Raw genomic sequence first — 24,816 nt, 5'->3', positions numbered from 1 at the left:
CTTTGGGCACTCAAACTTCATGAATCATACGCGTGCCTAAGTTCCGTTTTCCGACTTCCAGATTATCCTTTGTCTGCCTGCTTCTTATCATTTTTGTTTCCGCGCCATCTATGCTCGCATCGTGCGCGCCGGCACCGGAAGACCGTAGTTTGCCTTCAAACAACACTGATTTACCCAATCCGCTAAGAGCGGAGGTGATCGGTATTCAGGACGGCGACACGATTGAGTTGAAATTCATATATTCGGGTAGAAAGGCAGGCCGGAGAATGGGTAAAAATGTAAGAATACGGTTTCTGCATATCAATTGTCCGGAGCGGAACACCCCTTTTTACAGCAATGCAAAGCAATTTACTGCGTCACAATGCTTCCGCAAAACGGTCAGCATCCGACACAAGGGAGAGTTCGATAAATATGGCAGGTTGCTGGGTGAGATTGTATTACCAAGCGGCCAGGTGCTGAACAAGGAACTGGTAAAGAAGGGATTAGCCGTCCACTTTAAAAAATATTCGAGCGACCAGGAATATGCCAGACTGGAAGTTAATGCCAAAAAGCAGAAGATAGGAATTTGGAGCCAGCCGGGAATGGTTCTCGGACATTTGTAAAAAAGCGAATCCAATGGAGCCGTCATCGGTAGCACTTTTTCGGATACTGTACCAGAATGAAACACTGTTTCAGTTGGAGGACCGTATACCTGCCGAAATTCCAGCAGCTGCTCCGCCCGTGAAGGAAGCGCTCCCCGCTCCCGTGGCGAGCCCCGTTCAGCCTGCACCTGCATTACCTTCCACACCGGCCATTCCAAAACCACCGTCTGCTCCCGCTGCGGCACCAGCTCCGGTGGTGACACCCTTCCCCGCATTAAAACACAAAGTCCTCGTACTCAACGACGAGCCCAAGCAGCAGGACATGATTATGTCCGAGGCGTTGTTCCTGGACAACATCCTCAAAGCCGTAGGACACTCGATAGAAACAAGCGATATCCTGAATTTCAGCTTCCTTCCCGGCCAGGATGCGCGGGATGTGCTATCAGGGCGGAAAACCAACTTTTTCATCTCATTCGGGGTGCCGCTGATCAAACTTCACCTGGACCTGCTCCTGGTTCCTTACACCCCCAAAGCAATCGAAGGGATCTGGTTCCTGCTGGTCGATCCGCTCGTGGTCATCGAAGCAGATCGTAACCTCAAGAAAAAACTCTGGCAAGCGTTACAGAAGATGTTCGAAATGTCCTAACTACGAGCACCTTACGTTTTTTAATAGCCTGTCATCACAATATTATAGGGAATTTGTTTGTTTTCATGGATAATCGCAGGCTAACCCATGAAAAACTATGGCCAAACTGACTGAATTACTTGCAGGCTGGTTTCGTCCCAAAGAATCCGACGAGAATCAGTTTTATGATGATGATGAGCCTGTTGAGGCAAACGACACCCCTACCCAATCAGTGGAAAACACCCCGATCAAACCAACGACATTTGCCGAGGCACGGCCGCAACCCTCGCAAGCCATAATGCCACCAGCCCCTGAGAGGCAAGAGCTCCCTAAAGTGGAGGTGACCATCCCGTATTGGCTGGAAGATGAAGACACCCTCCGGGATGAGGGCGTACTTTTCGGTTTATCCGAATCCGACCCGCACGAGAAAACCGACATTATCCACAAATATTTCTCGAACCTGGCAGCTTCGCACATTGCAAGCATTGAACAACATAATGAGCGCATTCAGGAACTGAACCTCTTTATTGGCCAGAAGACCAACCGGATTGATGAGTTGCAGGAAAAGCTGAAAAGCCCCAAGTCACGTACCGAAGGGGAACATCAGCTACCGCGCACGCTCATCGGCATTTCGCTTTGTGTAGCCATGTGCATAGGGAACTTCTTCCTGATCCGCGAATCACTAAAACCGGTTTTTGCAGATAATTCTTGGATCGCCCTCGGCGTCTTCCTGGCAGGGATGTTCAGTCTATTTGGCCGGATCTCCCTATTTCATGATACTGATTCCCGGGTTACCTGGAAATCACTGCTGGAAGAAGTAGGTCTGCCGTTTGCAGCTGCATTGTTCGTATTTGCAAATGTCATCACGCATCAGACCTGGTGGCAGGCTTTTGCGTTATTCATATTCGTTTTCTTCCTCTTCCTTTTCGCCGGCAAACTACTGCTGAGCAACATCACAGTACTCCGCAATGACCTGCAAGCATGGTTCAATATTCGTCGTGACCGGCAGGATTATGTTGAAAATAACTACAACTGGGAGTCAGAATGCCAGACTTTGGAAGAAGAAATCGACGAATTGCGTGTAAAAAAATGGCAGGTACTCCGTGACCAGAGCCACGCCGAGACAGAGCGGGACCGGTTGTCTGCAAAACGGGATATGCTGATTAAGCTCTTTGAGAGCGAGTTTTTCCTTGCGCGCCACATGAAAAATGAACTGACCACGCGTCAACTCAATCTCATTCAGAAGGGTAGCAAATAAGGCAACTGAGTTGAACTAAAATCGCCGGTGGCGCGATTTTTTACCCCTATTTACATTCGATCAACCCCAATAAAGGTCATGAACGAGCAAAATTTAAATGAAAACGGAGATTACCAACACGGCTACACACGTGGGATAGAGGGTATCGACCGTCAGGTATATGAAAACTATTTGTCCAGTAATGTCAACCACGACTGGATCCAGGACAGGCTTAATGAAAAGAAAGAAGAGCTATCCTCCGTGCGGGCTAATAATCAGCAGGCATTGGACCAGCACAGATCTGCCTATGACAGGTTGCAGAATGAGGTAATGGGCCTCAACAATGCCGCCACCCAGATGAAAGATATGGAACGCTCGATGACCGAAATCGACGCAGAGACCGAGGAACTGAAAACAAAACGTGCAGAGAAAGCTCCTTCCTATTCGCTGATCGCCGGGTTGATCTTCCTCGCTGCCGGGATTTCATTCATCGCGGGCGACCTGATCATCTCTCATGAGATCGTGGCCTATGCACTCAATATCCGGAACAGCAACGAAGCCTGGGCTTTTGCAATTGGTTTGGCTATGCTTTCGATATTGCTGAAACCGGCTTACGACAGGCTTGTGGAGGAACCTTACCACCGGGACGATACACCCAAAGCCCGATCCAGATACGCGGGATTCAAACTGGCTCTTTCCATATTTGCGATCGTTACGCTGGTCGTGCTGGGCTGGTTCCGTTATGAAGCCTATCGCACCGACAAGCTGAAAGAGGCCATCAATAAGTCAGTGAAAAATTTGCAATTGAATGCCGTCGATCCGTTGACTGGCGCGCCGATCAATAGTCCGGAGCTGACCAACAAGATCGAGCAGGCACTACATAATTCAGATCAGCTTAACCTCGACCTTGTCAATAGTCCATGGGCATTGCTTTCATTCGTGCTAAGCGGGGTGCTGTTTGCTATTGCAGGCGCCGTCTCACTGGGCATGGCCCTCCCCGTATTGCAGGGCTTCTGGTACCGCTGGTTGCAGGTCGATCCGAAATTATGGCGATTAAGGAGAAGGAGAAAACGGATATTGAAACAAATGGAGCCTTTACAGCAAACTGTAACGCGGCACATGACGCAGAAAACCATTCTCGAAAACGACATTGCAATCTTACCAAAACTGGAAGAGCTGAAAACGGAGGAAGCCAAAATAAGGGCGGAAATCGAGACATTGGAAAATGAAAGGCGCCAAGCCCTGACCGACAGCCGGATACAGTCCTTCGGAGATGGCTATGCCCACGGGCAGGTGACCCGCGATGTGATGGGCGAGGAAGAATATGATTCCTGGCGAAACAGTCATCTGACTGTCTCAGACCTTGCTTTACGTGCTAAATCCAATGCAACAGCGGATCGCGCAGTTCCGCGGACGCGCAGCACAGGTATGCGGCCTCACCAGGCGATCCGAAAGGCAATTACCGACCGTTTTGACGAAAACAATTCATAGTTTCTTAACTTGGGGGGATTATATCACCGATTATGATTGAAACCCCCCATTTAAGAATCATCTCCTGCGATGATACGCTTTATGACGCTATCCGCATGGGAAACAATACATTAGCCCGTGTCATGGGCGTTAATGTCCCCAAAAAATGGACTGAGTTCCGGGACACTTTTACTCCCTCCTACCATCGCTGGAAAGCCCATCCCCCATTGCGCGACTGGTGGGTCTATCTCATTATTTACACACCCGACAATATGCTCATCGGTTCATGCGGTTATAAAGGCGAACCGGATTCCAGCGGGATGGTTGAAATTGGTTATGAAATCATGCATTCTCACAGGGAGAAGGGGTTGGGGACAGAAACTGCTCAAGCCCTTTTGGACCACGCCTTCCGGCATCAATCCGTTCACCGGGTGATCGCCCATACCCTTGCTGAGGAAAATGCATCCGGCCATATTCTCGAAAAACTGGGGTTTTCACAAACAGAGGACGTGAACGATCCCGAAGAAGGCCTGCTCTGGCGCTGGGAAATTACCCGGCGGTAGCGCCTGTTAATTCAATTCGATACATATTTGGGGGTTTTTCAATGTCAAAAATATATTGGATTTGTTCGATATTTTTTTGGCTTAATTGATTACCTTAATCACAAATAGATTATCATACCCTTTACTCTGCATATTATGACGGCGATATCCAAGGACACGTACCCCTGGCTTAAAAACTATCCCGAAGGAATTCCCTACGAAATAAATCCGGATGCCTATTCCTCCCTGCTTGAGCTGATGGAAATGAGTTTTGCAGAAAACGAAGATAAGCCGGCATACGCGAATATGGGTAAGGAACTCAGCTTTGGGCAACTGGATAAGCTTTCCCGGAATTTTGCTGCATACCTGCAAAGCATAGGCCTTAAACAAGGGGACCGCATCGCATTACAAATGCCTAACCTCCTGCAATATCCGGTAGTCATGATGGGCTCCTTGCGGGCCGGGCTGACGATCGTCAACACTAACCCGCTGTATACGCCCCGTGAAATGCAGCATCAGTTTAAGGATTCGGGAGCGAAGGTCATTGTGATACTGGCCAATTTTGCCTCCAACCTGGAAAAGATCATAGAAAACACCAATATCGAACACGTGATCGTTACGGAAATCGGCGATATGCTGGGCTTTCCTAAAAAACTGATCGTGAATGCCGTAGTGAAATATGTAAAAAAGATGGTGCCTCCTTTCCATCTGAAAAATACCACAAGTCTGGCCAACGCCTTGTCGATCGGGTCGGGTATTACTTATAAAAAACCCAATGTTTCCGGCCTGGATCTGGCATTCATACAGTATACGGGTGGCACCACAGGCGTTTCCAAGGGCGCTATGCTCACGCACCGCAACCTAATCGCCAATGTGGAGGGGATCAATGAATGGCTCATGTCAAAAATGCGTACCTCCGAAACTTCGGGCCAGCTGACCCTGATTGCAGCATTGCCGCTTTATCACGTATTTGCGATGACAATCAACGGATTATGCGGAATCAAGTGGGGCGCATTGAATGTCATGATCACCAATCCCAAGGACATCCCTGCTTTTGTTAAAGAACTTAAAAAATACCGCTTCAACATTTTTCCGGGGCTTAATACGCTTTTCAACGGCCTGCTGAACAATCCCGATTTTGCTTCTGTCGATTTCACCGACCTCAAAATAACGATTGCAGGTGGAATGGCACTCCAGAAAATAGTGGCAGAACGCTGGGAAAAAGCAACCGGTTGTCCGTTAGTCGAAGGCTACGGGCTTTCCGAAACTGCTCCGGTGCTGTCTGTGAACCCATTGAACGGACGTCACAAACAAGGTACGATCGGTCTGCCGTTCCCCAGCACCGAAATGCGTATTCTCCGGGACGATGAAACCTGGGCAACTGTGGGGGAAAAAGGTGAAATATGTGCCAAGGGCCCTCAGATAATGCTCGGCTATTACAACCGCCCCGATGAAACAGCCAAAGTGATCCTGGAAGATGAAAGCGGACGCTGGTTCAAAACGGGAGACATCGGCATCGAAGACCCGGATGGATTCTTCAAAATCGTAGATCGAAAAAAAGACATGATTCTGGTCTCCGGCTTTAACGTGTATCCCAACGAGATCGAAGATGTAGTAGCCCAGTGCCCGGGCGTGGCGGAGGTCGCTTGTGTGGGTATTCCCGATGACAAATCCGGGGAAATGGTCAAAATCTATGTAGTCAAAAAAGACCCCGAACTCACCGAGGAAAAAGTACGGGCATTCTGCAAGGAAAACCTGACCGGCTACAAATGTCCAAGGCAAATAGAGTTCCGCAAAGAGTTGCCGAAAACCAATGTGGGTAAGATATTACGCCGTGCGCTGCGCGAAGAGGAAATGGCGAAAGTTGCCCACTAAGGCCATAAACGGGAGAAGGTTTAGTATATTTAGGCAAACAAGTTCTCAACCTTGAATGCAAATCTATATGAATCTACACCGGAAAACTTTGGTTTTACTACATGGTCATGGCATAGACGACACGATTTGGGACAGTCTCGACGCCGCTATCAATGAGTACTATACAGTGGTGAGACCTAATATTTCACTATTCACCTCTTGCCAGTCGGTTGAAGATTATGCCGATGAATTACATCGATTTCTGACTAACGCCAACATCCGGAAATGTACATTGATCGGCCACTCCATGGGTGGGTATATTTCGCTGGCATTCGCCGAAAAATACGGGAGTATGCTGGAAGGCTTCGGATTATTTCATTCTACGGCCTATGCCGACGATGAGGCCAAAAAGCACCAACGCAACCAGATGATCGATCTTCTGCGCAATTACGGTACCGAATCATTCATCAAGAATACAGCTCCGAACCTATTCGGCGACCGTTACAAGGAACTTTACCCCGAGCGTATCAAGGAACATATCAGCTACTTCGGAAAATTACCCGCCGACGCGCTCATCGCTGGTATTACCGCCATGCGAAACCGTCCGGACCGTACAGGAGTGCTGGCCAAAATGCCATTTCCTGTACTGTTCATCATCGGAATGCAAGACAAGCTGATCCCGTTCGAAAGCGTAATCAGTGTCTCCGAATTTCCGAAAAAAAGCTACCCGCTGATACTCTCAGAAGCCGGCCATATGGGCATGGTGGAGCGTCCAGACGCCACGGCCCGAATGATCAACTGGTACATGAGTAAAATTTAATTCGAGAAAAAGGACAAACTGTCATCAAAAACAGGTCATTATGCGTTACTAGCAGAGTATAATGACCTGTTCATCTTTTAGCTATGCAAAAATCTACCTACTCTGCCCTGCTGCGAAAACTGTCCTTTTTTCTTCTTTGGAGCCTTATTATTCTCAATTCCTGCAAGGATGACGGTACCCCGGTACCTCCTGTGGAGGAAAATATCTATCTTAAGGAAAGCACCTCCATCAAGACGCTGACCAAAGAACAGATCCTTCAACAGGCTATTCCTCTGGCAGCAGGCTATATCAAAAATGGCGTCAAGGTTTATAAAATTACCTACAAGACTAAAAACACCGACGGTACCGACATCACTGCTTCAGGCGCCCTCATAGTACCGTCCGTAACCGGGCCCGTTTCCATGATCAGCGTCCAGCACGGTACGATCACCGATAAAAACGACGCGCCGTCCAACTTTCAGGACGACTCTGAAGCAGCGTCTTTCGGGTCGCTTTTCGGTTCCATGGGCTACATTATAGCTTATCCCGACTATATTGGTTACGGTGCTTCGTCAGATCTCCCGCACCCGTATGAGCATCGCGCAAGCCTTGCTTCGGCTACGCTGGACATGCTACGGGCAGCCAAAGAGTTCCTTAAAGGCCAGACGGAAGTGAAATGGGACGAAAAATTGTATGTAGCAGGCTATTCCGAAGGTGGATATGCTACGATGTCGCTGCAAAAGAAAATTGAAGAGGAAGCGTCGTCCGAATTCAATCTGAGGGCATCCAGCTGTGGAGCGGGTGCTTATGATAAAACGGCCTTTATGAAGTATATTATTAATACAAAAACAGAAGGTGTTGCCGGTTACAACTCCCTTTATCTCTGGGTCTTGCTGACATACGACCGTATTTACAAACTCAACAAACCTGCTTCCTATTACTTCACCGACAAATATGCTTCCCAAATCACCGCTTCGGGTAAAGATGTTCTGATTTCCGGAAGTTTTCATCTGGCGCTTAACGATTCATTTAAAAAAGCACTAAACGACGGTATTGACAAAGGTTTTATCGATGCCATTGCAGACAACGACGTTTACAACTGGAAGCCCAAAACACCGACACGACTCTACCATGGCACCGGAGATCCACTGGTTTTCTACTTCAATTCCGAGAAAGCGTTTAACGCGATGCAAGCGCAGGGAGCCACGAATGTACAGCTCATACCAGTCCCCGGCGGTACACACAGCAGCTCCATCGCCGCGTTCCTCCTCGGCACGCTGGACTTTTTTACCCAAACCAAATAAATATTCAGGTATATTTGCATCCCATTAATTTAATAGGGTAAATATGCTTTTAACCCATTACTTTTCCACATTTTCCTGCGTGCGGGCATTCTTTGTGCCTTCTCGATGTTGTTGATTTGTGTTAAAAAAGAAAGACGAAGCTTCTGTCTATCTTTTAATACGTGCGTACCTTTTTGAATCACAATATCACGAATAGCAATCCCATGTCATCATTACTGGATCTGGTAGGCAATACACCTCTTGTTGAACTAAAGAAAATCAATCCCAACCCCAACGTAAGACTCTTCGGTAAACTGGAAGGGAATAATCCCGGAGGAAGCGTCAAGGACCGTGCAGCATACAGCATGATTAAAGGGGCGCTGGACCGCGGAGAAATAAGGCCGGGCATGAAACTTATTGAGGCCACCAGCGGAAATACCGGCATCGCATTGGCGATGATTGCCCGCCTCTTCGATCTGGAACTCGAACTGCTCATGCCTCAAAATTCCACGCGGGAGCGTGTATTGACCATGGAAGCGTTCGGAGCCAAAGTCGTTCTTACCGAAACTATGGAAGGTGCCCGTGACCTCGCGGAAGAAAAGGCCGCTAATGGCGATTATTTTATGCTGAACCAATTTGCCAATCCCGACAACTGGAAAGCACATTACCGTACAACAGGACCTGAGATTTATAGGGATACGGATCAGCAAATCACACATTTCGTATCATCCATGGGCACCACCGGTACCATTATGGGTGTATCGAGATATCTAAAGGAGCAAAACGACAAAATTCAGATCGTGGGCTGCCAGCCTACGGACGGTTCAAGCATTCCCGGAATCCGTAAATGGCCAGTAGAATACCTGCCTAAAATTTTCGAGCGGGACCGCGTCGATAGCGTTATCGAGGTTACGCAGGAAGATGCGGTTCTGACGACCCGGCGACTGGCCAGCGAAGAGGCTGTTTTTGCAGGAATGAGCAGCGGAGGAGCGGCCTGGGGTGCCATAGAACTGGCCAAGGAATTAAAGGAAGGCGTGATCGTATTCATTATCTGCGATCGGGGCGATCGCTACTTGTCAAGCGATCTGTTCGGTTAATACTTCGGCTGTCAGCAGTCGGCTATCGAATCAAAAGGCCGATAGCCGGCTGCCGATGGCCCTTAAAACCAACCTGATCCAAGGTTACGGAACGGCCAGGGAATCGCGACCAATATAATAATCAGTGCCATTGCATAAAAATACAAGACAGTGCGGTGCTTTTCAGCGCCGTTGAGCTTCTTCGAGCGAACCCTTCCCAATGTAATCAGCACGATGGCGATCAGCATCATGAACACATGTTCTATCGAATAGAAGCGAAATACTTTCTCGCTGATCAGATCAAAGTTAACTTTGGGACTCATGAAGTAAAGTACCAGGCCAATCAGCAGCTGCGTGTGCGTGGCGATCAATGTGAACAGATAAAGTTTGCTGTCCTCCTGGCTGCCTTTCTGCCAATTGGAATAAGCTGCAAAAACAGCTGCGATCAAAAGTCCTAACACCACATAACGGAGGCCCGAATGGGCGTGTAGAAGAATATTCATGATACTACTGATTACGGTGAATAACTATATGCACGCAAATGTAACTCGCAAACAATAAACTTTTGTAAAATGATCATCTATAACATTACGGTCAATATCAGCCATCAGGCTGAAAAAGATTGGCTGAACTATATGAAGTCCGTCCATATTCCTGAAATTCTGGCAACGACATTGCCTCTCGAGTGCAAAGTGCTGAGGCTTTTGACCGAAATCGAGAACGAGGGCTCCACTTACACCACTCAGTTCAGGTTTCGGACGATGGAGGATTTTCTGGCTTACCAAACCAGCTTTCAGCCCGGGTTGCAGGAACGCCATCACGCGCTTTTCAACGGGCAATATGTCTCATTCAGGACACTTTTGGAGGAGGCTTAGTACCTCATTCCCCTAATTTTGGGCATAAATAATAATCCCTAAAAACCACGGACATTACTTGACATTAACTTAATATTTCCCTTTATTTAATCTACCGTTAGGACGGATTTAGCCAGGAGGTCACTCGGTTTAGAGACAGTTTTTATAACTATCCGAAGATGAATAGGACTCCGGTATGAATATCGCGAAGGCGGTTGGAAATATGTTTTACATTTAAATGACGTGTGCTTATGAGACTGCAGATGCAAGCAATTCACTTTGATGCCGATCCCAAGCTGTTGAGCTTCATTCAACAAAAATTGGATAAACTGGATACGTTCTATGACCGGATCACCAGTGGAGAGGTATTCCTTAAGCTCGACAAAAATGACAATGCCAAGTTACATACCAAACTCCTGGAAGTTAAGCTCTACGTCCCTGGCGGAACGATGTTTGTGAGAGAGCAGGGAACAACATTTGAAGAAGCCACTGACTTAGCAATAGATACATTGAAAATGCAGGTTAAGAAATTTAAAAACAAGCGAAACAATTCCAGGGTTACCAAAAACATCGATGGACTGAACGAAGATGACGGAGTAACCGTAATGGCAGAAGAAGCCGAAGAATAGACTCGTAAACTTTCTGATACAAGAAGCCGCCAACCGCCAGGCGGCTTCTTGCGTTTCAGGTGGAAGGATGCAATATTTGCCAGTATTTTTAAAGCAGGTAACCTACCCGATATGCAAATAGAACCCATTGTCGATGCTACATTCGACTATTTTTTCCAGTTTACACAGGAACAGGTACAGGCCTTTGCCGACCTGACTGGTGATAACAATCCGGTCCACCTCGATGCCGAATATGCAGCCACGACCTCATTCAAAAAACCGATCATTCACGGAATGCTCGGCATAACTGTTTTTACCAAAGTGCTGGGGACCCAATTCCCGGGCTTCGGCTCCATTTACCTCAAACAAACCGTCGAGTTTCTCCGGCCTATGTTTGTCGATACACAGTATCGTGCTGTTTTCAAAATCGTGTCCATCAATCCCGAAAAACACATCGCCGAAATTTCTACGGAAATCTATGATGCCACGACCAAGAAGGTTACTACCCGCGGTGTTGCATCGATGATCAACCAAGAAAAGTTCTGAAAAAGGAAGAGCCCCGACGGTATCCGCCGGGGCTCAAAAATCTTCCGTGTGCTTCGTTATTTTTCGCCTTCGTTCTTCTTGTTCTGAACTTCTGCGCGAATGTCTTGAGCCAACGTCTTCAGATCTTGCATGCCTTTACGAACGCGCGTTCCAGCTGCCTGGTTTCCCTTGTTATAGAACTTATCGAAATCGCCTTCAAGCGAAAGAATTAAATCCTTTACTTCATCGAATCTTGCCATGTTTTCTTTGTTTTTTAGTTTTAAAAATGCCTCTCACACGCTAAAAACGCATGTTTTGACCGAAATTTAGTAATTAAAACCATTTTAGCAACCCAAAAAACAAAAAAAAACACTCCTAAAATACAATTAACTATTTACCATCAAGTAAGTCATTCAATAACAGTTAGTTATATCTAGTAAAAATATTTTCAAAAATTCAATAAAAAAGAGGGCCTCTCTAAAAAAAGCCCTCTGTGCGCGAAAAAACGCGGTTTTATGATTATTCCACGACCTCCTGGACGTCGTCGCTCTGATAAACCCTGTTTTTAAGTTTTTCAGCCAGCGTTGTAAATGCATTCAAAGTATATTCGACATCGTCCAGCGTATGAGACGCAGTAGGGATGATTCTGAGCATGATCTGGCCTTTCGGTACCACGGGGTACACCACGATCGAGCAGAACACACCCATATTTTCGCGCAGGTCGCGCACCATGCGCGTCACCTCCGGCACACCGCCTTCGCTATGCAGGAACACCGGCGTTACAGGCGACTCAGTTTCACCGATGTTGAATCCACGGCTACGCAAGCCATCTTGCATTGCCCTCACATTCTCCCACAGTTTGGAACGCAGTTCAGGCATTTGCTTGATCATCTCGAGACGTTTGCGGCAACCTTCCACGTACGGCATCGGAAGTGCCTTGGCGTAAGTCTGCGACCGCATATTGTATTTCAGGAACATAATGATCTCCGGATCGTCCGAAGCAATGAATGCGCCGATCGCCGCCATGGACTTCGCAAAAGTTGAGAAGTACAGATCGATCTCTTTCTGAACACCCAGCAATTCGCCAACTCCGGCGCCTGTTTCGCCCATGGTTCCGAAACCGTGCGCATCGTCGACCAGCAAGCGGAAATCATATTTCTTTTTCAGCTCCACAATGGCCTTGAGGTCACCCACCTTGCCTGACATCCCGAAAACCCCTTCGGTAATCACGAGAACGCCGCCGCCTTTTTCGTTGGCAAGCTTAGTAGCCCGGATCAGGTTCTTTTCCAGACTCACCATATCATTATGATTGAACTTGTAGTATTCGCCCAGCTTAGCCTTGTGAAGACGAATTCCGTCAATCAGACAGGCGTGCGATTCAGCGTCGTACACGATCACGTCGCGGTGATCGCACAAACATTCGATGGCAGACATGACACCCTGATAACCGTAGTTTAATAGAAATGCGTCTGTTTTACCGACAAATTGCGCCAGCTCTTTTTCAAAAGTTTCGTGCAAAACGGAATTCCCGGACATCATCCTGGCACCCATCGGATAGGCAAGTCCCCATTTAGCCGCGGCTTCTGCATCCGCTTTGCGTACTTCCGGATGATTGGCTAACCCCAGATAATTGTTGAGGCTCCAGTTCAGCACTTCACGGCCCATAAACCTCATGCGCGGCCCAAGTTCTCCTTCCAGCATCGGAAACGAAAAATAATGGTGGCTGTTCAGCATTTTGGCCGGTGTTCCGATCGGACCTGAGTTGTTACGCAATTTCTCGAAAATATCCACTCTCTCTTAATTTATGTGGGTAAGCAATGATATAAATGTTAGATAAATGCAAAAATAAATAATTTACACTTACTTTAAAAAGACCGTTGTCATTGCAACTTACGGTAAGTTAGTAAAATAGCAGAAATGGAGCCATATGCCTATGAATGAATCCGGTATTTTCCCACCAACAAAAAATCCCGGCGGTGGTGCCGGGACTGAGGAATTTTTAAAGAATTTACGAAGTCACTGCCAGTGGTAAGTCCACTCTACTTCCTTATGATGCCCCTCGTCGCTGATTTCTCTCCCTTTCACCACATAACCGTGCTGATCGAGCTCATAACTAAATGTTGAATGCAAAACGGAACCATTATATTCCACCGTCATTTTGTCTAACAGATATTTCGACCTCTGTGGGAAAAGCATTCCGTCCACATTGGCGGCAGTCCATTGGTTAACTAATACAGATTTGTCAGCAATATTCGTGTATTCATAAGTCCTTCGTTCTTGAAGCTTGCCATCAAGGTCGTGGATCTCTCTTGTAGCCACATTTTCATTCGCACTGTCATAAATATACTCGCAATAGAACCCGCCAGACTGTCCTATGGGCGTTACAGTCTCCCTATATAACTTCCCCGCTTTATATGCATAGGTTGTAACTGTACTCTCAGTGGCCGTTCCACTACTATCCACACTGTAGAAAATTGATCTTCCAGCGATCCCATTTTCCAGCTCATATACTCTCCTCGCATATACTTTTCCAAATTTGGTGATGTCATACGTCACCTTATTGGCCTCATAAACGACATGTAAAACGTTACCGACGCCCCGAACTATGATCTTTTCCGGCTTTTGATCGGCATTATATTCGATCATTTCAATCCCTTGCAATAAGTTTGAACTTGAAGCGATCAGCAACTTTTCGCCAACCGTTCGCAAAGGTGGCGATTGTGGTTCCGGCTGGGCATTATCGGTCCGACAACCAACTACACTGAACATCAGACCGATGCACGCAAGACCTATAAAATGGCGAGTAATGGATTTTGTTTTCATTTAACATCCTCTTTGTTCTAAGTACACTAACTCTTTGTTCTAAGTACACTAAAAATACGCTCAGCGATTTCTCATATGCAATGGCAGTATTCCTTTAACAATCTGGCGGCAATCATACAATGATTTCCCGGCAGAGAAGGCCGGGAACATGGGGAGGGTGCCATTTTCTATGACAATTTTTTCGAGCTCTATTGCCAGTTGCTGGTCCAATTATCCACGTAGCCATTGCTCATTGTCAACCTGCCGTTTGTTACACAAGCCAGCCCTTCCTCGCCGAAAAGTTGACCCCGCATTAATTCCGGCTTCCCATTCTCAGAGTAAACCGGAGCAGCCTCCGGTTCTATTCATATCCTATCGGTTTGCTTGAAACATACCGGAAAACGTTGGGATCTTGTTACACATGTTTATCACGTTCTTCAAAAAGCCCAAAGGCAATCACAAAAATGAATCTCCGGCATAGCAGTAACCAGTTGCGATGAGTAGTGTCAATTACAATGCATGCTTTTACCGTTAACAGCAGCATTGACAAACAATTAAATGACCCAGATCAAAAAAATCCTGGTCGCCAACCGTGGCGAAATCGCATTACGCGTTATGCGTACCGCGCGTGAAATGAATATCGCCACGGTCGCCGTATTCAGCGAGGCCGACCGGAAATCCCCGCACGTGCGTTATGCGGACGAGGCTGTGTACATAGGCGCGGCGCCGTCGTCGGAGTCTTATCTCAATATCGATACAATCCTGAAAGTCTGCGTTGACCTGCATGTGGATGCCATCCATCCAGGTTACGGATTCCTTTCCGAAAACGCGGGATTTGCACGGAAAGTCAACGATGCCGGCCTGCTGTTTATCGGTCCGTCACCGGAATCGATCGAGATCATGGGCAGTAAACTGGCCGCCAAACAAGCCGCCTCGCAATACAATATACCCATGGTACCGGGCACACCGCACGCCATCGATAACCGCGACGAAGCCAAACGCGTGGCCAATACCATTGGCTACCCGATCCTGATCAAGGCGAGTGCGGGTGGAGGTGGCAAAGGCATGCGCGTGGTGGAGCGCGAAGAAGAATTTGACGAACAAATGGACCGGGCCGTCAGCGAAGCACGGGCGGCCTTTGGCGACGGTTCCGTTTTTATAGAAAAATACATTACCTCACCCAAACACATCGAAATTCAGGTATTGGGAGATCATCATGGAAACATCATTCATCTCTTCGAGCGCGAATGTTCCATTCAGCGACGGCACCAGAAAGTCGTGGAAGAAGCGCCGTCTGTTTCCATCACACCTGAAATTCGGGCGGAGATGGGGCGTTGCGCCGTTGATGTGGCGCGCTCCTGCGGCTATTACGGTGCCGGTACCGTGGAATTTATCATGGACGAAAACAATCGTTTTTACTTCCTCGAAATGAATACCCGACTTCAGGTCGAACACCCGGTGACCGAACTGATCACCAACGTCGATCTGGTCAAACAGATGATCCTGATCGCAGAAGGGAAACCATTGAGCCTGACGCAGGAAAATCTCGCAATTCGTGGACACGCCATTGAAATCCGGGTATACGCCGAAGACTCGCGAAATAATTTCCTGCCCGACATCGGCACATTACATACTTATGTCAAGCCGGATGGCAACGGCGTCCGCGTCGACGATGGATTTGAGCAGGGTATGGAAATCCCGATTTATTACGATCCGATGATCGCGAAACTGATCACTTACGGTGAAAACCGGGAAACTGCAATCCGGAAGATGGTCCGTGCGATTGATGAGTACCAGATTACCGGCGTGGAAACTACCTTGCCGTTCTGCCGGTTTGTGATGGAACATGATGCCTTTGTAAACGGCAGCTTCGACACCAATTTCGTATCGAAGCATTTTCACCCGGATAGATTAAGTACAAATACCGCTTCCGGCGATACGGCCCTTGCCGCTTTGATTTCAGCATACCTATTACGGTCGGGACCGGAAAGCGAACCTGTTCAGGATGAGATACTGAGTGCAAAACCATCAAAATGGAGGGATCGTCGTTTTTCCCCGCGTTAAATCAACGGTAATTATTGAAATATTTTAAAAAAATTCGTACTTTTGCGGACTTATTTAAGATAAGGTCGAATTTCACAAAATTCATGGATTTTGAAATTCGTTTGCAAGTATTCTCCGTGATAAATTTTCTTTCACTAGGGGTGTACCTTATACGTTAATTATTGCTATAATACCGTTGTATTGAATGTCAGAAAGCACTTCTGCACTTGATCATCACATTTCTACGACCAAAGCATTTCACAGAATATCCAGCTATGAAGCTATCCGAATTTAAGTTTGATCTTCCCCAGAGTTTAATTGCACTTCATCCTTCCGACCGCGGAGAGTCCCGCCTGATGGTTGTTCACCGCAAAACCGGCGAAATCGAGCATAAAACCTTTGCCGACGTGATCAATTATTTTGATGACGGCGATGTCATGGCGATCAACGACACCAAAGTATTTCCCGCCCGTCTGTATGGTCAAAAAGAAAAAACCGGCGCAAAAATTGAAGTATTTCTTCTGCGCGAGCTGAATCGCGAAATGCGCCTTTGGGATGTGCTGGTAGATCCGGCCCGCAAAATCCGCGTTGGAAACAAGTTATATTTTGGAGATAGCGACCTCGTAGCCGAGGTGATTGACAATACCACTTCACGCGGACGCACGATCCGGTTCCTTTATGACGGCGATAATGACGCATTCATGAAACTCGTGGACGAACTGGGCGAAACACCGCTTCCTCCCGAAATCATTTCCCGCCGCAAGGTCGAGAGTGCCGATCGTGAACGCTTTCAGACGATTTTTGCCGAACATGTAGGGGCTGTTGCAGCACCTACTGCAGGTATGCACTTTACCAAGGCGATCATGAAACGCCTTGAAATCAAAGGGGTTGACTTTTCGCCCATTACGCTTCACGTGGGTTTGGGGACTTTCCGGACCGTCGACGTCGAGGATCTGACGAAGCATAAAACCGATTCAGAGAACTACCGCATTACCCAGGCGAGTGCTGATGTCGTCAACAAGGCGATCGACGCAAAAAAACGCATATGTGCGGTAGGAACCACCTCTCTCAAAGCGATAGAATCGTCAGTTTCTGCCAGCGGGCATCTCAAAGCGGTCGAAGGCTGGACGGACAAGTTTGTCTTCCCTCCCTACGATTTCAAAATCGCCAATGCATTATTGTCGAATTTCCAGTTACCTGAATCGATCCTACTGATGGCTGCCTGCGCATTTGGCGGGTTTGACTTGGTCATGAAGGCGTACGAAATAGCAATCAAGGAGAAGTATAAATTCTTTACTTATGGCGACGCTATGTTGATCATATAATCCTGATTTCTAAAAACCAATGGTCATTTATGGACAGCGATGAGGATCCTGACATAGATGACCATTTTTTTATGATGTAACACCATGCAGGAATACGCCATCATTGTAGCGGGAGGAAGCGGGAGCCGCATGAAAAGCGACATCCCCAAACAATTTTTGAATATCAATGGCATTCCCGTACTCATGCATACCATCAATGCATTTAATCGGTATTCGGAAGCATTGAGAATTATTGTTGTATTGCCGGGAGGTCAGTTCAAGTACTGGGAAGAGCTGTGCGGTGCGCATCAATACACTACACCACACGAACTCGTGGCCGGCGGAGCTACCCGGTTTCACTCGGTCAGGAACGGCTTGAATCACATCACCGAAGAACAATGTACTGTGGCCGTACACGATGGCGTGCGACCAATGATTTCCGAAAAGATCATTTCCCAAAGCTTCGCTCAGGCGTCCGAACACGGCGCGGTGGTGGTGAGCGTCCCGCTGAAAGATTCGATCCGGGCAATAGGCCAAAATGACAGCAACAAAGCCATGGATCGCAACCAGTTCAGGCTGGTACAAACTCCTCAGACTTTCAGAATAGATTGGATGCGCGATGCATTCTCATCCGATTACCACGAATCGTTTACCGATTGTGCCAGCGTGTTGGAAAGCAGAGGATACCCCATCCGTCTGATCGAGGGAAGTTATGAGAACATCAAAATTACGACGCCGGAAGATCTTCGCTGGGCGGAAGTGTTCTTGAGATAATGTTACAACCATTTGCTGAACCAGGCGAAAGCTTCTTTCTGCATATCGGCATCAAATTTGTGCGGCCCATCATAGAATGAAGCCCTGTATTTTTCCGATGCCCCGGCTTTCTGATAGACTTCCCTCAGGATGCTGTCAGCGCTTTTCATTTCGGGCAGGGTATAAAGTTCGTCCTGATTATTGTTCAGCACGAGTGTTGGAAGCGGAGCCCGCAAACCGAGGATCTCAGGGAAATCAAGATATTGGGGAAGTAGCGGTGTGTAAGTCATCCAGGTGTGATTGAATGATTTATTCAGTATCAAGTCCTTCCAGGTAGTCATAAATCCCACGCATACCGCGCATTTGATCCTGGGATCGAGCCCCGCCAGATAAACGGTACGCAAACCACCTCCCGATAGCCCGCCGCAGCCGACACGCCCCGCATCAACGTCCTGGCGGTTGCATAGGATATCGAGTGCTACCTGGTCTTCTGTCAGAAAAACACCCGGCCAGGTAGTCCCGGCACAAAAAAGTGATTTCGACATCACATGTTCGTGCTCAGACGACCATTGATTGTAAATCTCAATATTTTCCGTTTTCTCAGGATCAAGATCGCTTTTTCCCGCTGTATTTACGGCTCCCCAGTTCAGACCTTTCACATCTTCAAAGTAAACTCTCCGGCTCCCGAAAGCGTAGGTATCGTGAACCAAAACGATATAGCCTTGCTTTGCAATCTCGTTGGCCCAGGCCTTGCCTCCATAGTCCTCTTTCTGATGTTCCTGTAACAATGGATGCTGCTCATCAGACGTTTTTACGATCTTTCTATAACCAAAATATTTCTTTCCGGCATGATCGTGCAAACCCAAAATACCTGGCAATGGCTTCTTCGCTCCCTGCGGTTTCAGCAAAACTGCCTGCGTTGGCCGACCATAAGGCAGTTGCCACGATAGCTCTTCTATTTCTAGCCCATCGTAAACGTACTTTTTGAGAACAGTGACCTTTGGCGTCGCAGGCTTTTCCGGCGCAGCAACCAGTTCGCGGGTCTTGGCGAGAGCTTCTTTGTGCCAGGTATTGAGATTACTCCATTTGGAATTACGGAAAGACAGTGGCGGGACCGAAGGTAATAACGAAACGGCCCAAGGGCCATAAGCGCCTATCAGGCTTTTTTCAGGGATCATCGGCAATGCATTTTGAGTATTGATAAAATCAGGAGCTCTCTTTGAAAACACCACTGGCGCTCCGAGCAACGGAAATGCCGCGGACTTCGCCGCAGTTTTCAGAAATGTCCTTCGGTTACTGCTTGCGAAAGTGCCTTCTGGTTCTGTTTTCATGATTGATTTTAAACTTTGACGAAAATCTTGTGGCGATAAAGAAAATATAGGAACAGCCATACGAGCACAAAGCCGCCCAATGCATTGTAGACCTCATGCCATGGTTCGGCCGCGTACTTATAGATACCTTCAAATAACAACTTGGATGAGGCATTGAAGTCGACAAAGCGTACTGCCAGATAAATCACCAGCGAGTTCATCCCGATGACGCGGAAGGGAAACGACCATTTTTGATAACCTTTCACGTCTATAATCCAGTAGAAAACCGAAAGCATGATGAAGGCCATTCCGCTTGTCAGCATAATGAAGGAGCTTGACCAGAGGTGTTTATTAATTGGAAATAGCATGTTCCATGTTAAGCCAACGATCACCCCTATTACACCCATTAGAAGCAGTTTTTTTAGCTTTTCGGCGCTGCTATCTGGTTTCAACAGAATGTCGCCGGCAAGCGATCCGAGAATAGTGAGGCAAAGTGCAGGAAATTGCGTGAGCAGGGCAAGCTCGTCATAGGTCCCTTGTTTGAGCTTCCCTGGCATGAAATTACGATCTACCCAGCCGACAAGATTCCCTTCGAATGACAGATCGCCCGCGCCATACCCGGGTACAGGAACCAGGATTAACGTAAGATAGTATATGATCAGAATTCCGATTGCAATGTATAGCCTCTGATTCCAATCGTACTTCATGAATAAAACAGCCGACAGAAAAGTCGCGAGCCCGATACGCCCGAGCACACTTCCATAGCGTATGTGCGCAGGGTCGAAGATATCCATTGGCGCATTCTTGTCGAGAATACCCAACGCAATCAGAATAAGCATTCTCTTAAATATCTTCGCCAGAATCTCGCGCCGGGAAATACCCTTGCCCAGCGCACCCGACACACTGAAAGAAAGCGAAGTACCTGCAAGGAACAAAAATAACGGAAATATGAAGTCAAAAAAGGTAAATCCATTCCATTCGGGATGTTCGAACTGAGCTGCTACGGCGTCTATGAAACCGATCCCCGTTTTACCTCCCAGTAGAAAAATAAAGGCGCCGCCGCCCGATATCATCAACATATCGAATCCCCGGAGGGCATCCATAGATGCCAGTCTGCCGGGTATACTGGCTTTTTTGACATTGTTTTCAACAGTCATTGACGGTGCCTCCATAATTCTTAGGTTTAGGTTTATCTAATAAGTAGCTCTACTACTGATTTTTACCTCTGAACACTAGTAATTTCCCGATGACGGAAGGCTAGCCACGGAACTCATTTTCCAGCAATAACTCTGACGACTCTTTGTCGAGGAAGAAAACACAATCTGCATGCCGTTGCAGAATGCTGGCCGGAAACAGATTACTCACCTCATTCTCAAGGCTGTCTCTGACTGCGATCGCCTTTCTTGCATCGGGTACCGAACAAATAATATGTTTCGATTTCATGATTTGCTGCACTGACATGCTAATCGCCCTAGAGGGTACTTCATCTAACGACGCGAACCATCCTTCTCCCATTTGCTGACGCCGGCAGGGTTCATCCAGATTGACAATGAGGTAGGGAGTCTCGGTGTGAAAATCAGCCGGCGGATCATTAAACGCCAGGTGCCCGTTTTCTCCGATACCTACCAAGGCAACGTCGATGGGGTGTTTGCTGATCGCGTCGTTCAAATGCTCAATTTCTGATGCCGGCTCATTTTCTCCATTGATCAGGTATACGGCCCTCAGGGGTTTCACTTTTGCCAGGAAACGCTCCTGCAGATACTTTCTGAAACTGGCAGGGTGCGACAAGGGTAAATCGATATATTCGTCCAGATGGAACATGGTGACTTTCGACCAATCAATATCATTTTCAAGGACCAGCTGGCTGAGCGTTTCAAACTGACTTGTTCCTGTTGCTAATATTACATTGGCATAGCCCTTTTCACTAATTATATCCCTGATTATGTTACCCGCATGGGTTCCCGCCTTTTGCCCCAACTCCTCCTTGCTTTCTGAAATAAAAATTTTCATCTTTTTATGATTTTACTTCCGTGTTTCCTCCTTCTTTTAGTGTGATATCCACCGGCTTATTTTTTTTCCACGATCCATTCGTAAAATCGGGTATATCTATCGAGTTTGATTTATTTGCAACCGACCATTCGCTGAGGGGCGATATGACACTCCATGACGCAGCGTCATAAACATCCTGGTCCAATGCCAGCCCGTTCCGCAGGCAGTCGATCAGACGCCAGTCCATCAGAAAATCCATTCCACCATGGCCGCCGACCTTTTTGGCCAGCTCACCTACCCGCCGCACTATTTCCGGCTGATATTGCTTTTCCAGTGCCTTGAATTCTTCTTCGTTCATCCATTCGTGTCCGTGGGAAATGCGACCGGACGTTCCTTCCTCCGGCAAAGGATATTTCTGTGCAGCGGCTTTGGTACCACTCACAAGATGAAGTCGTGAATAGGGGCGTGGTGACGACACGTCATGCTGCAACATCATGGTCTTCCCTTTCGCCGTCCTAATAGTCGTCGTATTCATATTCCCCCGAAATGTTTTATCTCCAAAAGATTTAAAATCTGAATCTTTCACAGCAAGCTCTTTTGCCTTTGCCTGCAGCATGAAATCATTGCTGCTCATGGAAACGAGGTAGTCCATTTTATCGCCCCGATTGATATCCAATATTTGTGCAACAGGTCCTAAGCCGTGTGTTGGATACAAATTGCCGTTTCTCTGGTTTTCCTTCAGTCTCCAGAGATCATAGCGTTTCTCTTTTGCAAAAAGTGAATCAAAAATATCATGGATATACGCGCCTTCCACGTGAACAATCTCTCCAAAATAGCCTTGACGTGCCATATTGAGAGTAAGCAATTCAAAAAAATCGTAGCAACAATTTTCCAGCATCATGCAATGCTTTTTGGTACGTTCGGAGGTCTCCACGAGTTTCCAGCAATCTTCAACAGTTGTCGCGGCAGGAATTTCCACTGCCACATGTTTTCCATGTTCCATTGCGTAAAGTGCCATTGGGGCATGTAAATTCCATGGCGTAGTGATGTAGATCAAATCTATATCCTTGCGCTCACACAATTTTTTCCAGGCATCCGGTGAACCGGAATAAGCATCCGGACTGTGTCCTGCTTCCATGAGCTGCTTTTTCGCGTTATCTGCTTTCTCCGGGATGATATCTGCAACACCCTTGACTTGTACATTGGCCAAATGGACAATTCGTTTTATTGCTCCCCCGCCTCTGTTACCCATACCGATATACCCTATACGTACCGTGTCGATTTTTGGGGCTGCGTAACCGCTCATGTTAAAAAGCTGCTTTCTGTCTTTCAGATTATGAGCATTGTCCGGGAGCGCGCTCTGAGTTGCACTCATGTTGGCCAGGCCGATACCGCCTAGTCCCGCTATTTTTAAAAATTCACGCTTCTTCATTTTATTCCAGTATAGGATAAGAAACAAAAACTATTGTCTTCCTGCAATTTTACAATGTTTTATAGCGTCATTTCAGAATTTTACCTTAAATAGTAGCGAGAACGTTATCGAAATCAAGATTCCATTTTGCCTGAGAATACTAAAATCCATGCCCAGGAAGTATACCACGATTAAAGACATAGCCAAAGCGCTGAGTATTTCGGTTGCGACCGTATCGCGAGCGATGCGTGACACTTATGATGTGAGCTCTGAAACCAGGAAACTGGTGCTGGATGCCGCCGCCAAAATGAACTATCGCCCTAATTTCAATGCAACAGGGCTTGTAAAAAGAAGTACACATAAAATTGCGGTCATTATCCCTTCCATCACCAACTATTATTTTTCAACTGTTATTACCGGTATTCAGGACTTTGCGTTCGGGAAAGGATATCAGGTGATACTGTACCTAACCAGCGACTCCCCCTCCTGGGAAACCAAAATCGTAAGGGAGTTATCTCCAACCAGCGTCGATGGAATTCTTGCATGTATCACGTCCAAAACCACCGATTTCACTCATTATCATGAGCTTGCAGACGCCGACTTGCCACTCGTATTTTTTGATCGGGTTGCCCAGTCTGTGGGCACATCCGTTATTACGCAGGACGACTACAAAGGCGCCTGCATGGCAACAGAGCATCTGATTCATTCAGGATACCGAAAGATCGCACATATCACAGGCCCGCTTGAATTGAATCTGACGCGAAATCGTATGCAGGGCTATTTGGATACGCTGCAGAAATATCACCTTAACCCCCATGGTATCATCCATTCCGGATTCAGTGATGAAGATGGTAAAGAGGATCTGAAAATTTTGTTCACTAATAAGTCGATTCCCGATGCAGTGTTTGCGGTGAATGATCGAAAAGCTATCGGGGCTATCTTATGGTTAAAAGAGAATGGCATCCCGGTCGGTAAGGAAGTAGGTGTAATAGGCTTTACAAATGATCCCACATCGAAAATTATATCGCCATCCTTATCTACCATCGCCGAACCCGCTTTTGAAATCGGGCAAAAAAGCTGTGAAATCTTGATCAGGCACATTGAAAAACCCGGCTACCCCATTCAGGAAATCGTCCTACCTACTAATCTAGTAATAAGGGAATCTACTAAGAAGGATTGATTCTTACCAGATGTTAAGTTCTTGTACCCCTTGGCATTTCAATCGTGAAAGATTAGTAGATAGGGCGCTTTATAAATATTGTGGGGTATGTGTTTGCTTGTGGGGCTTTAAACGCCAAAAAGCATCCTTTATGGGGGATGCTTTTTGCGTGTTTAATAATTGTGGCGGCTACCTACTTTACCAGGTTTGATCCAAGTATCATCGGCGGACCCGGGCTTAACTTCTCTGTTCGGGATGGGAAGAGGTGAACACCGGGCCAATAGCCACCAACAAGTTCGTCGTTGGTTTTTTGTTCGCTATGGAAAGAGGTGAAGTCGATCGCGACCCCGGCCGTTCCAATAGCCACCAACAAGTTCGTCGTTGGTTTTTTGTTCGCTATGGGAAGAGGTGAAGTCGATCGCGACCCCGGCCGTTCCAATAGCCACCAACAAGCTCTTTGAGTTAGAGTTGATGAGTTCAGAGTGTATTCACTCCTGAACTTTTGACTCTTTTCATGTCATATTGGAAGTAGAAGAGATGAAGATAAAGATTTAAATGTGCAAGCTGTTGGGTAATTAGTACTGCTCAGCT

Annotated in this window: 24 protein-coding genes and 1 rRNA gene; 16 read left to right on the top strand and 9 right to left on the bottom strand. The window is 47.1% G+C overall.

The window, feature by feature from the left end; genetic code table 11:
* Nucleotides 1-110: 110 nt before the first annotated feature.
* The 9 genes from BP71_RS29500 (at nucleotide 111) to cysM (ending at nucleotide 9,488) form a co-directional block, all read left to right on the top strand.
* Entirely contained in the window at nucleotides 111-602 is a 492-nt protein-coding gene (locus tag BP71_RS29500) for a thermonuclease family protein (RefSeq protein ID WP_496385199.1), read from the top strand.
* 13 nt (nucleotides 603-615) lie between these two features.
* A complete protein-coding gene (locus BP71_RS29495) occupies nucleotides 616-1,227 on the top strand; it encodes a hypothetical protein (RefSeq protein WP_496385198.1) in 612 nt (203 codons plus the stop codon).
* Nucleotides 1,228-1,324: 97 nt separating this feature from the next.
* Complete coding sequence (locus BP71_RS29490; RefSeq protein WP_496385197.1) at nucleotides 1,325-2,464, top strand: hypothetical protein; 1,140 nt, start codon at nucleotides 1,325-1,327, stop codon at nucleotides 2,462-2,464.
* A gap of 78 nt (nucleotides 2,465-2,542) precedes the next feature.
* Nucleotides 2,543-3,934 (top strand): hypothetical protein, encoded by a 1,392-nt coding sequence (locus BP71_RS29485; RefSeq protein ID WP_496385196.1) that lies wholly within the window; start codon nucleotides 2,543-2,545, stop codon nucleotides 3,932-3,934.
* Nucleotides 3,935-3,966: 32 nt separating this feature from the next.
* Nucleotides 3,967-4,476, top strand: a complete 510-nt coding sequence (locus tag BP71_RS29480) for a GNAT family N-acetyltransferase (RefSeq protein ID WP_496385195.1) — start codon at nucleotides 3,967-3,969, stop codon at nucleotides 4,474-4,476.
* A 135-nt stretch (nucleotides 4,477-4,611) separates the two neighbouring features.
* Complete coding sequence (locus tag BP71_RS29475; protein ID WP_496385194.1) at nucleotides 4,612-6,330, top strand: AMP-binding protein; 1,719 nt, start codon at nucleotides 4,612-4,614, stop codon at nucleotides 6,328-6,330.
* Nucleotides 6,331-6,397: 67 nt separating this feature from the next.
* Nucleotides 6,398-7,129 carry an alpha/beta fold hydrolase gene (locus BP71_RS29470; protein WP_496385193.1) on the top strand — a complete coding sequence of 244 codons (732 nt, stop codon included), beginning with the start codon at nucleotides 6,398-6,400 and terminating at the stop codon, nucleotides 7,127-7,129.
* Nucleotides 7,130-7,212: 83 nt separating this feature from the next.
* Complete coding sequence (locus BP71_RS29465; protein ID WP_496385192.1) at nucleotides 7,213-8,412, top strand: alpha/beta hydrolase family protein; 1,200 nt, start codon at nucleotides 7,213-7,215, stop codon at nucleotides 8,410-8,412.
* 203 nt (nucleotides 8,413-8,615) lie between these two features.
* Nucleotides 8,616-9,488, top strand: coding sequence for a cysteine synthase CysM (cysM, locus tag BP71_RS29460; protein WP_496385191.1), 873 nt, complete (start codon nucleotides 8,616-8,618; stop codon nucleotides 9,486-9,488).
* Between the two features lie 62 nt (nucleotides 9,489-9,550).
* Here the strand turns inward: cysM and BP71_RS29455 are convergent, their stop codons facing one another.
* Nucleotides 9,551-9,970, bottom strand: coding sequence for a cytochrome B (locus BP71_RS29455; protein WP_496385190.1), 420 nt, complete (start codon nucleotides 9,968-9,970; stop codon nucleotides 9,551-9,553).
* 69 nt (nucleotides 9,971-10,039) lie between these two features.
* On the opposite strand from BP71_RS29455, the gene BP71_RS29450 reads away from it, so the two are divergent.
* The 3 genes from BP71_RS29450 (at nucleotide 10,040) to BP71_RS29440 (ending at nucleotide 11,475) form a co-directional block, all read left to right on the top strand.
* Nucleotides 10,040-10,342, top strand: a complete 303-nt coding sequence (locus BP71_RS29450) for a DUF4286 family protein (RefSeq protein WP_496385189.1) — start codon at nucleotides 10,040-10,042, stop codon at nucleotides 10,340-10,342.
* Nucleotides 10,343-10,572: 230 nt separating this feature from the next.
* Complete coding sequence (gene hpf, locus BP71_RS29445) at nucleotides 10,573-10,950, top strand: ribosome hibernation-promoting factor, HPF/YfiA family (protein WP_496385188.1); 378 nt, start codon at nucleotides 10,573-10,575, stop codon at nucleotides 10,948-10,950.
* Nucleotides 10,951-11,061: 111 nt separating this feature from the next.
* Entirely contained in the window at nucleotides 11,062-11,475 is a 414-nt protein-coding gene (locus BP71_RS29440) for a MaoC family dehydratase (protein ID WP_496385187.1), read from the top strand.
* Nucleotides 11,476-11,531: 56 nt separating this feature from the next.
* Here the strand turns inward: BP71_RS29440 and BP71_RS29435 are convergent, their stop codons facing one another.
* The 3 genes from BP71_RS29435 to BP71_RS29425 form a co-directional block, all read right to left on the bottom strand.
* Nucleotides 11,532-11,714: a BF3379 family histone-like protein gene (locus BP71_RS29435; RefSeq protein WP_090374548.1), complete on the bottom strand. Its 183-nt coding sequence runs from the start codon at nucleotides 11,712-11,714 to the stop codon at nucleotides 11,532-11,534.
* A 259-nt stretch (nucleotides 11,715-11,973) separates the two neighbouring features.
* The gene (locus BP71_RS29430) at nucleotides 11,974-13,245 is read right to left on the bottom strand and encodes an aminotransferase class I/II-fold pyridoxal phosphate-dependent enzyme (RefSeq protein ID WP_496385186.1); all 1,272 of its coding nucleotides are present in this window, start codon (nucleotides 13,243-13,245) and stop codon (nucleotides 11,974-11,976) included.
* 225 nt (nucleotides 13,246-13,470) lie between these two features.
* A complete protein-coding gene (locus BP71_RS29425; protein ID WP_496385185.1) occupies nucleotides 13,471-14,277 on the bottom strand; it encodes a hypothetical protein in 807 nt (268 codons plus the stop codon).
* Between the two features lie 537 nt (nucleotides 14,278-14,814).
* Between BP71_RS29425 and BP71_RS29420 the strand changes: the two genes are divergently transcribed.
* The 3 genes from BP71_RS29420 to BP71_RS29410 all read left to right on the top strand — a co-directional run bounded on the left by BP71_RS29420 (nucleotide 14,815) and on the right by BP71_RS29410 (nucleotide 18,377).
* Nucleotides 14,815-16,320, top strand: coding sequence for an acetyl-CoA carboxylase biotin carboxylase subunit (locus BP71_RS29420; RefSeq protein ID WP_496385184.1), 1,506 nt, complete (start codon nucleotides 14,815-14,817; stop codon nucleotides 16,318-16,320).
* Between the two features lie 254 nt (nucleotides 16,321-16,574).
* Nucleotides 16,575-17,624, top strand: coding sequence for a tRNA preQ1(34) S-adenosylmethionine ribosyltransferase-isomerase QueA (gene queA, locus BP71_RS29415; RefSeq protein WP_496385183.1), 1,050 nt, complete (start codon nucleotides 16,575-16,577; stop codon nucleotides 17,622-17,624).
* A gap of 84 nt (nucleotides 17,625-17,708) precedes the next feature.
* Nucleotides 17,709-18,377: a 2-C-methyl-D-erythritol 4-phosphate cytidylyltransferase gene (locus BP71_RS29410; RefSeq protein ID WP_496385182.1), complete on the top strand. Its 669-nt coding sequence runs from the start codon at nucleotides 17,709-17,711 to the stop codon at nucleotides 18,375-18,377.
* Nucleotides 18,378-18,379: 2 nt separating this feature from the next.
* On the opposite strand, the gene BP71_RS29405 is transcribed toward BP71_RS29410, so the two are convergent.
* The 4 genes from BP71_RS29405 to BP71_RS29390 all read right to left on the bottom strand — a co-directional run bounded on the left by BP71_RS29405 (nucleotide 18,380) and on the right by BP71_RS29390 (nucleotide 23,087).
* On the bottom strand, nucleotides 18,380-19,687 hold the full coding sequence (locus BP71_RS29405; protein WP_496385181.1) for a dienelactone hydrolase family protein: 1,308 nt from the start codon (nucleotides 19,685-19,687) through the stop codon (nucleotides 18,380-18,382).
* 8 nt (nucleotides 19,688-19,695) lie between these two features.
* A complete protein-coding gene (locus tag BP71_RS29400; RefSeq protein WP_496385180.1) occupies nucleotides 19,696-20,838 on the bottom strand; it encodes an acyltransferase family protein in 1,143 nt (380 codons plus the stop codon).
* A gap of 85 nt (nucleotides 20,839-20,923) precedes the next feature.
* Complete coding sequence (locus BP71_RS29395) at nucleotides 20,924-21,676, bottom strand: glucosamine-6-phosphate deaminase (RefSeq protein WP_496385179.1); 753 nt, start codon at nucleotides 21,674-21,676, stop codon at nucleotides 20,924-20,926.
* A 4-nt stretch (nucleotides 21,677-21,680) separates the two neighbouring features.
* Entirely contained in the window at nucleotides 21,681-23,087 is a 1,407-nt protein-coding gene (locus BP71_RS29390) for a Gfo/Idh/MocA family protein (protein ID WP_496385178.1), read from the bottom strand.
* A gap of 148 nt (nucleotides 23,088-23,235) precedes the next feature.
* Between BP71_RS29390 and BP71_RS29385 the strand changes: the two genes are divergently transcribed.
* On the top strand, nucleotides 23,236-24,246 hold the full coding sequence (locus BP71_RS29385; protein ID WP_496385177.1) for a LacI family DNA-binding transcriptional regulator: 1,011 nt from the start codon (nucleotides 23,236-23,238) through the stop codon (nucleotides 24,244-24,246).
* 159 nt (nucleotides 24,247-24,405) lie between these two features.
* On the opposite strand, the gene rrf is transcribed toward BP71_RS29385, so the two are convergent.
* Nucleotides 24,406-24,517, bottom strand: a 5S ribosomal RNA gene (rrf, locus tag BP71_RS29380).
* Nucleotides 24,518-24,816: the final 299 nt, after the last annotated feature.

The sequence above is a fragment of the Dyadobacter ginsengisoli DSM 21015 genome (genome assembly GCF_059568735.1).
This window is presented reverse-complemented; position numbering and strand designations above follow the sequence as displayed.

Coding starts and splice junctions, on each gene's coding strand:
- BP71_RS29480 (WP_496385195.1), top strand. CDS start 3,967: ATGATTGAAACCCCCCATTTAAGAATCATCTCCTGCGATGATACGCTT.
- BP71_RS29440 (WP_496385187.1), top strand. CDS start 11,062: ATGCAAATAGAACCCATTGTCGATGCTACATTCGACTATTTTTTCCAG.
- BP71_RS29495 (WP_496385198.1), top strand. CDS start 616: ATGGAGCCGTCATCGGTAGCACTTTTTCGGATACTGTACCAGAATGAA.
- BP71_RS29405 (WP_496385181.1), bottom strand. CDS start 19,687: ATGAAAACAGAACCAGAAGGCACTTTCGCAAGCAGTAACCGAAGGACA.
- hpf (WP_496385188.1), top strand. CDS start 10,573: ATGAGACTGCAGATGCAAGCAATTCACTTTGATGCCGATCCCAAGCTG.
- BP71_RS29400 (WP_496385180.1), bottom strand. CDS start 20,838: ATGGAGGCACCGTCAATGACTGTTGAAAACAATGTCAAAAAAGCCAGT.
- BP71_RS29475 (WP_496385194.1), top strand. CDS start 4,612: ATGACGGCGATATCCAAGGACACGTACCCCTGGCTTAAAAACTATCCC.
- BP71_RS29410 (WP_496385182.1), top strand. CDS start 17,709: ATGCAGGAATACGCCATCATTGTAGCGGGAGGAAGCGGGAGCCGCATG.
- BP71_RS29450 (WP_496385189.1), top strand. CDS start 10,040: ATGATCATCTATAACATTACGGTCAATATCAGCCATCAGGCTGAAAAA.
- BP71_RS29465 (WP_496385192.1), top strand. CDS start 7,213: ATGCAAAAATCTACCTACTCTGCCCTGCTGCGAAAACTGTCCTTTTTT.
- BP71_RS29455 (WP_496385190.1), bottom strand. CDS start 9,970: ATGAATATTCTTCTACACGCCCATTCGGGCCTCCGTTATGTGGTGTTA.
- BP71_RS29385 (WP_496385177.1), top strand. CDS start 23,236: ATGCCCAGGAAGTATACCACGATTAAAGACATAGCCAAAGCGCTGAGT.
- BP71_RS29485 (WP_496385196.1), top strand. CDS start 2,543: ATGAACGAGCAAAATTTAAATGAAAACGGAGATTACCAACACGGCTAC.
- BP71_RS29390 (WP_496385178.1), bottom strand. CDS start 23,087: ATGAAGAAGCGTGAATTTTTAAAAATAGCGGGACTAGGCGGTATCGGC.
- BP71_RS29425 (WP_496385185.1), bottom strand. CDS start 14,277: ATGAAAACAAAATCCATTACTCGCCATTTTATAGGTCTTGCGTGCATC.
- BP71_RS29490 (WP_496385197.1), top strand. CDS start 1,325: ATGGCCAAACTGACTGAATTACTTGCAGGCTGGTTTCGTCCCAAAGAA.
- BP71_RS29470 (WP_496385193.1), top strand. CDS start 6,398: ATGAATCTACACCGGAAAACTTTGGTTTTACTACATGGTCATGGCATA.
- BP71_RS29435 (WP_090374548.1), bottom strand. CDS start 11,714: ATGGCAAGATTCGATGAAGTAAAGGATTTAATTCTTTCGCTTGAAGGC.
- BP71_RS29395 (WP_496385179.1), bottom strand. CDS start 21,676: ATGAAAATTTTTATTTCAGAAAGCAAGGAGGAGTTGGGGCAAAAGGCG.
- BP71_RS29420 (WP_496385184.1), top strand. CDS start 14,815: ATGACCCAGATCAAAAAAATCCTGGTCGCCAACCGTGGCGAAATCGCA.
- queA (WP_496385183.1), top strand. CDS start 16,575: ATGAAGCTATCCGAATTTAAGTTTGATCTTCCCCAGAGTTTAATTGCA.
- BP71_RS29500 (WP_496385199.1), top strand. CDS start 111: ATGCTCGCATCGTGCGCGCCGGCACCGGAAGACCGTAGTTTGCCTTCA.
- cysM (WP_496385191.1), top strand. CDS start 8,616: ATGTCATCATTACTGGATCTGGTAGGCAATACACCTCTTGTTGAACTA.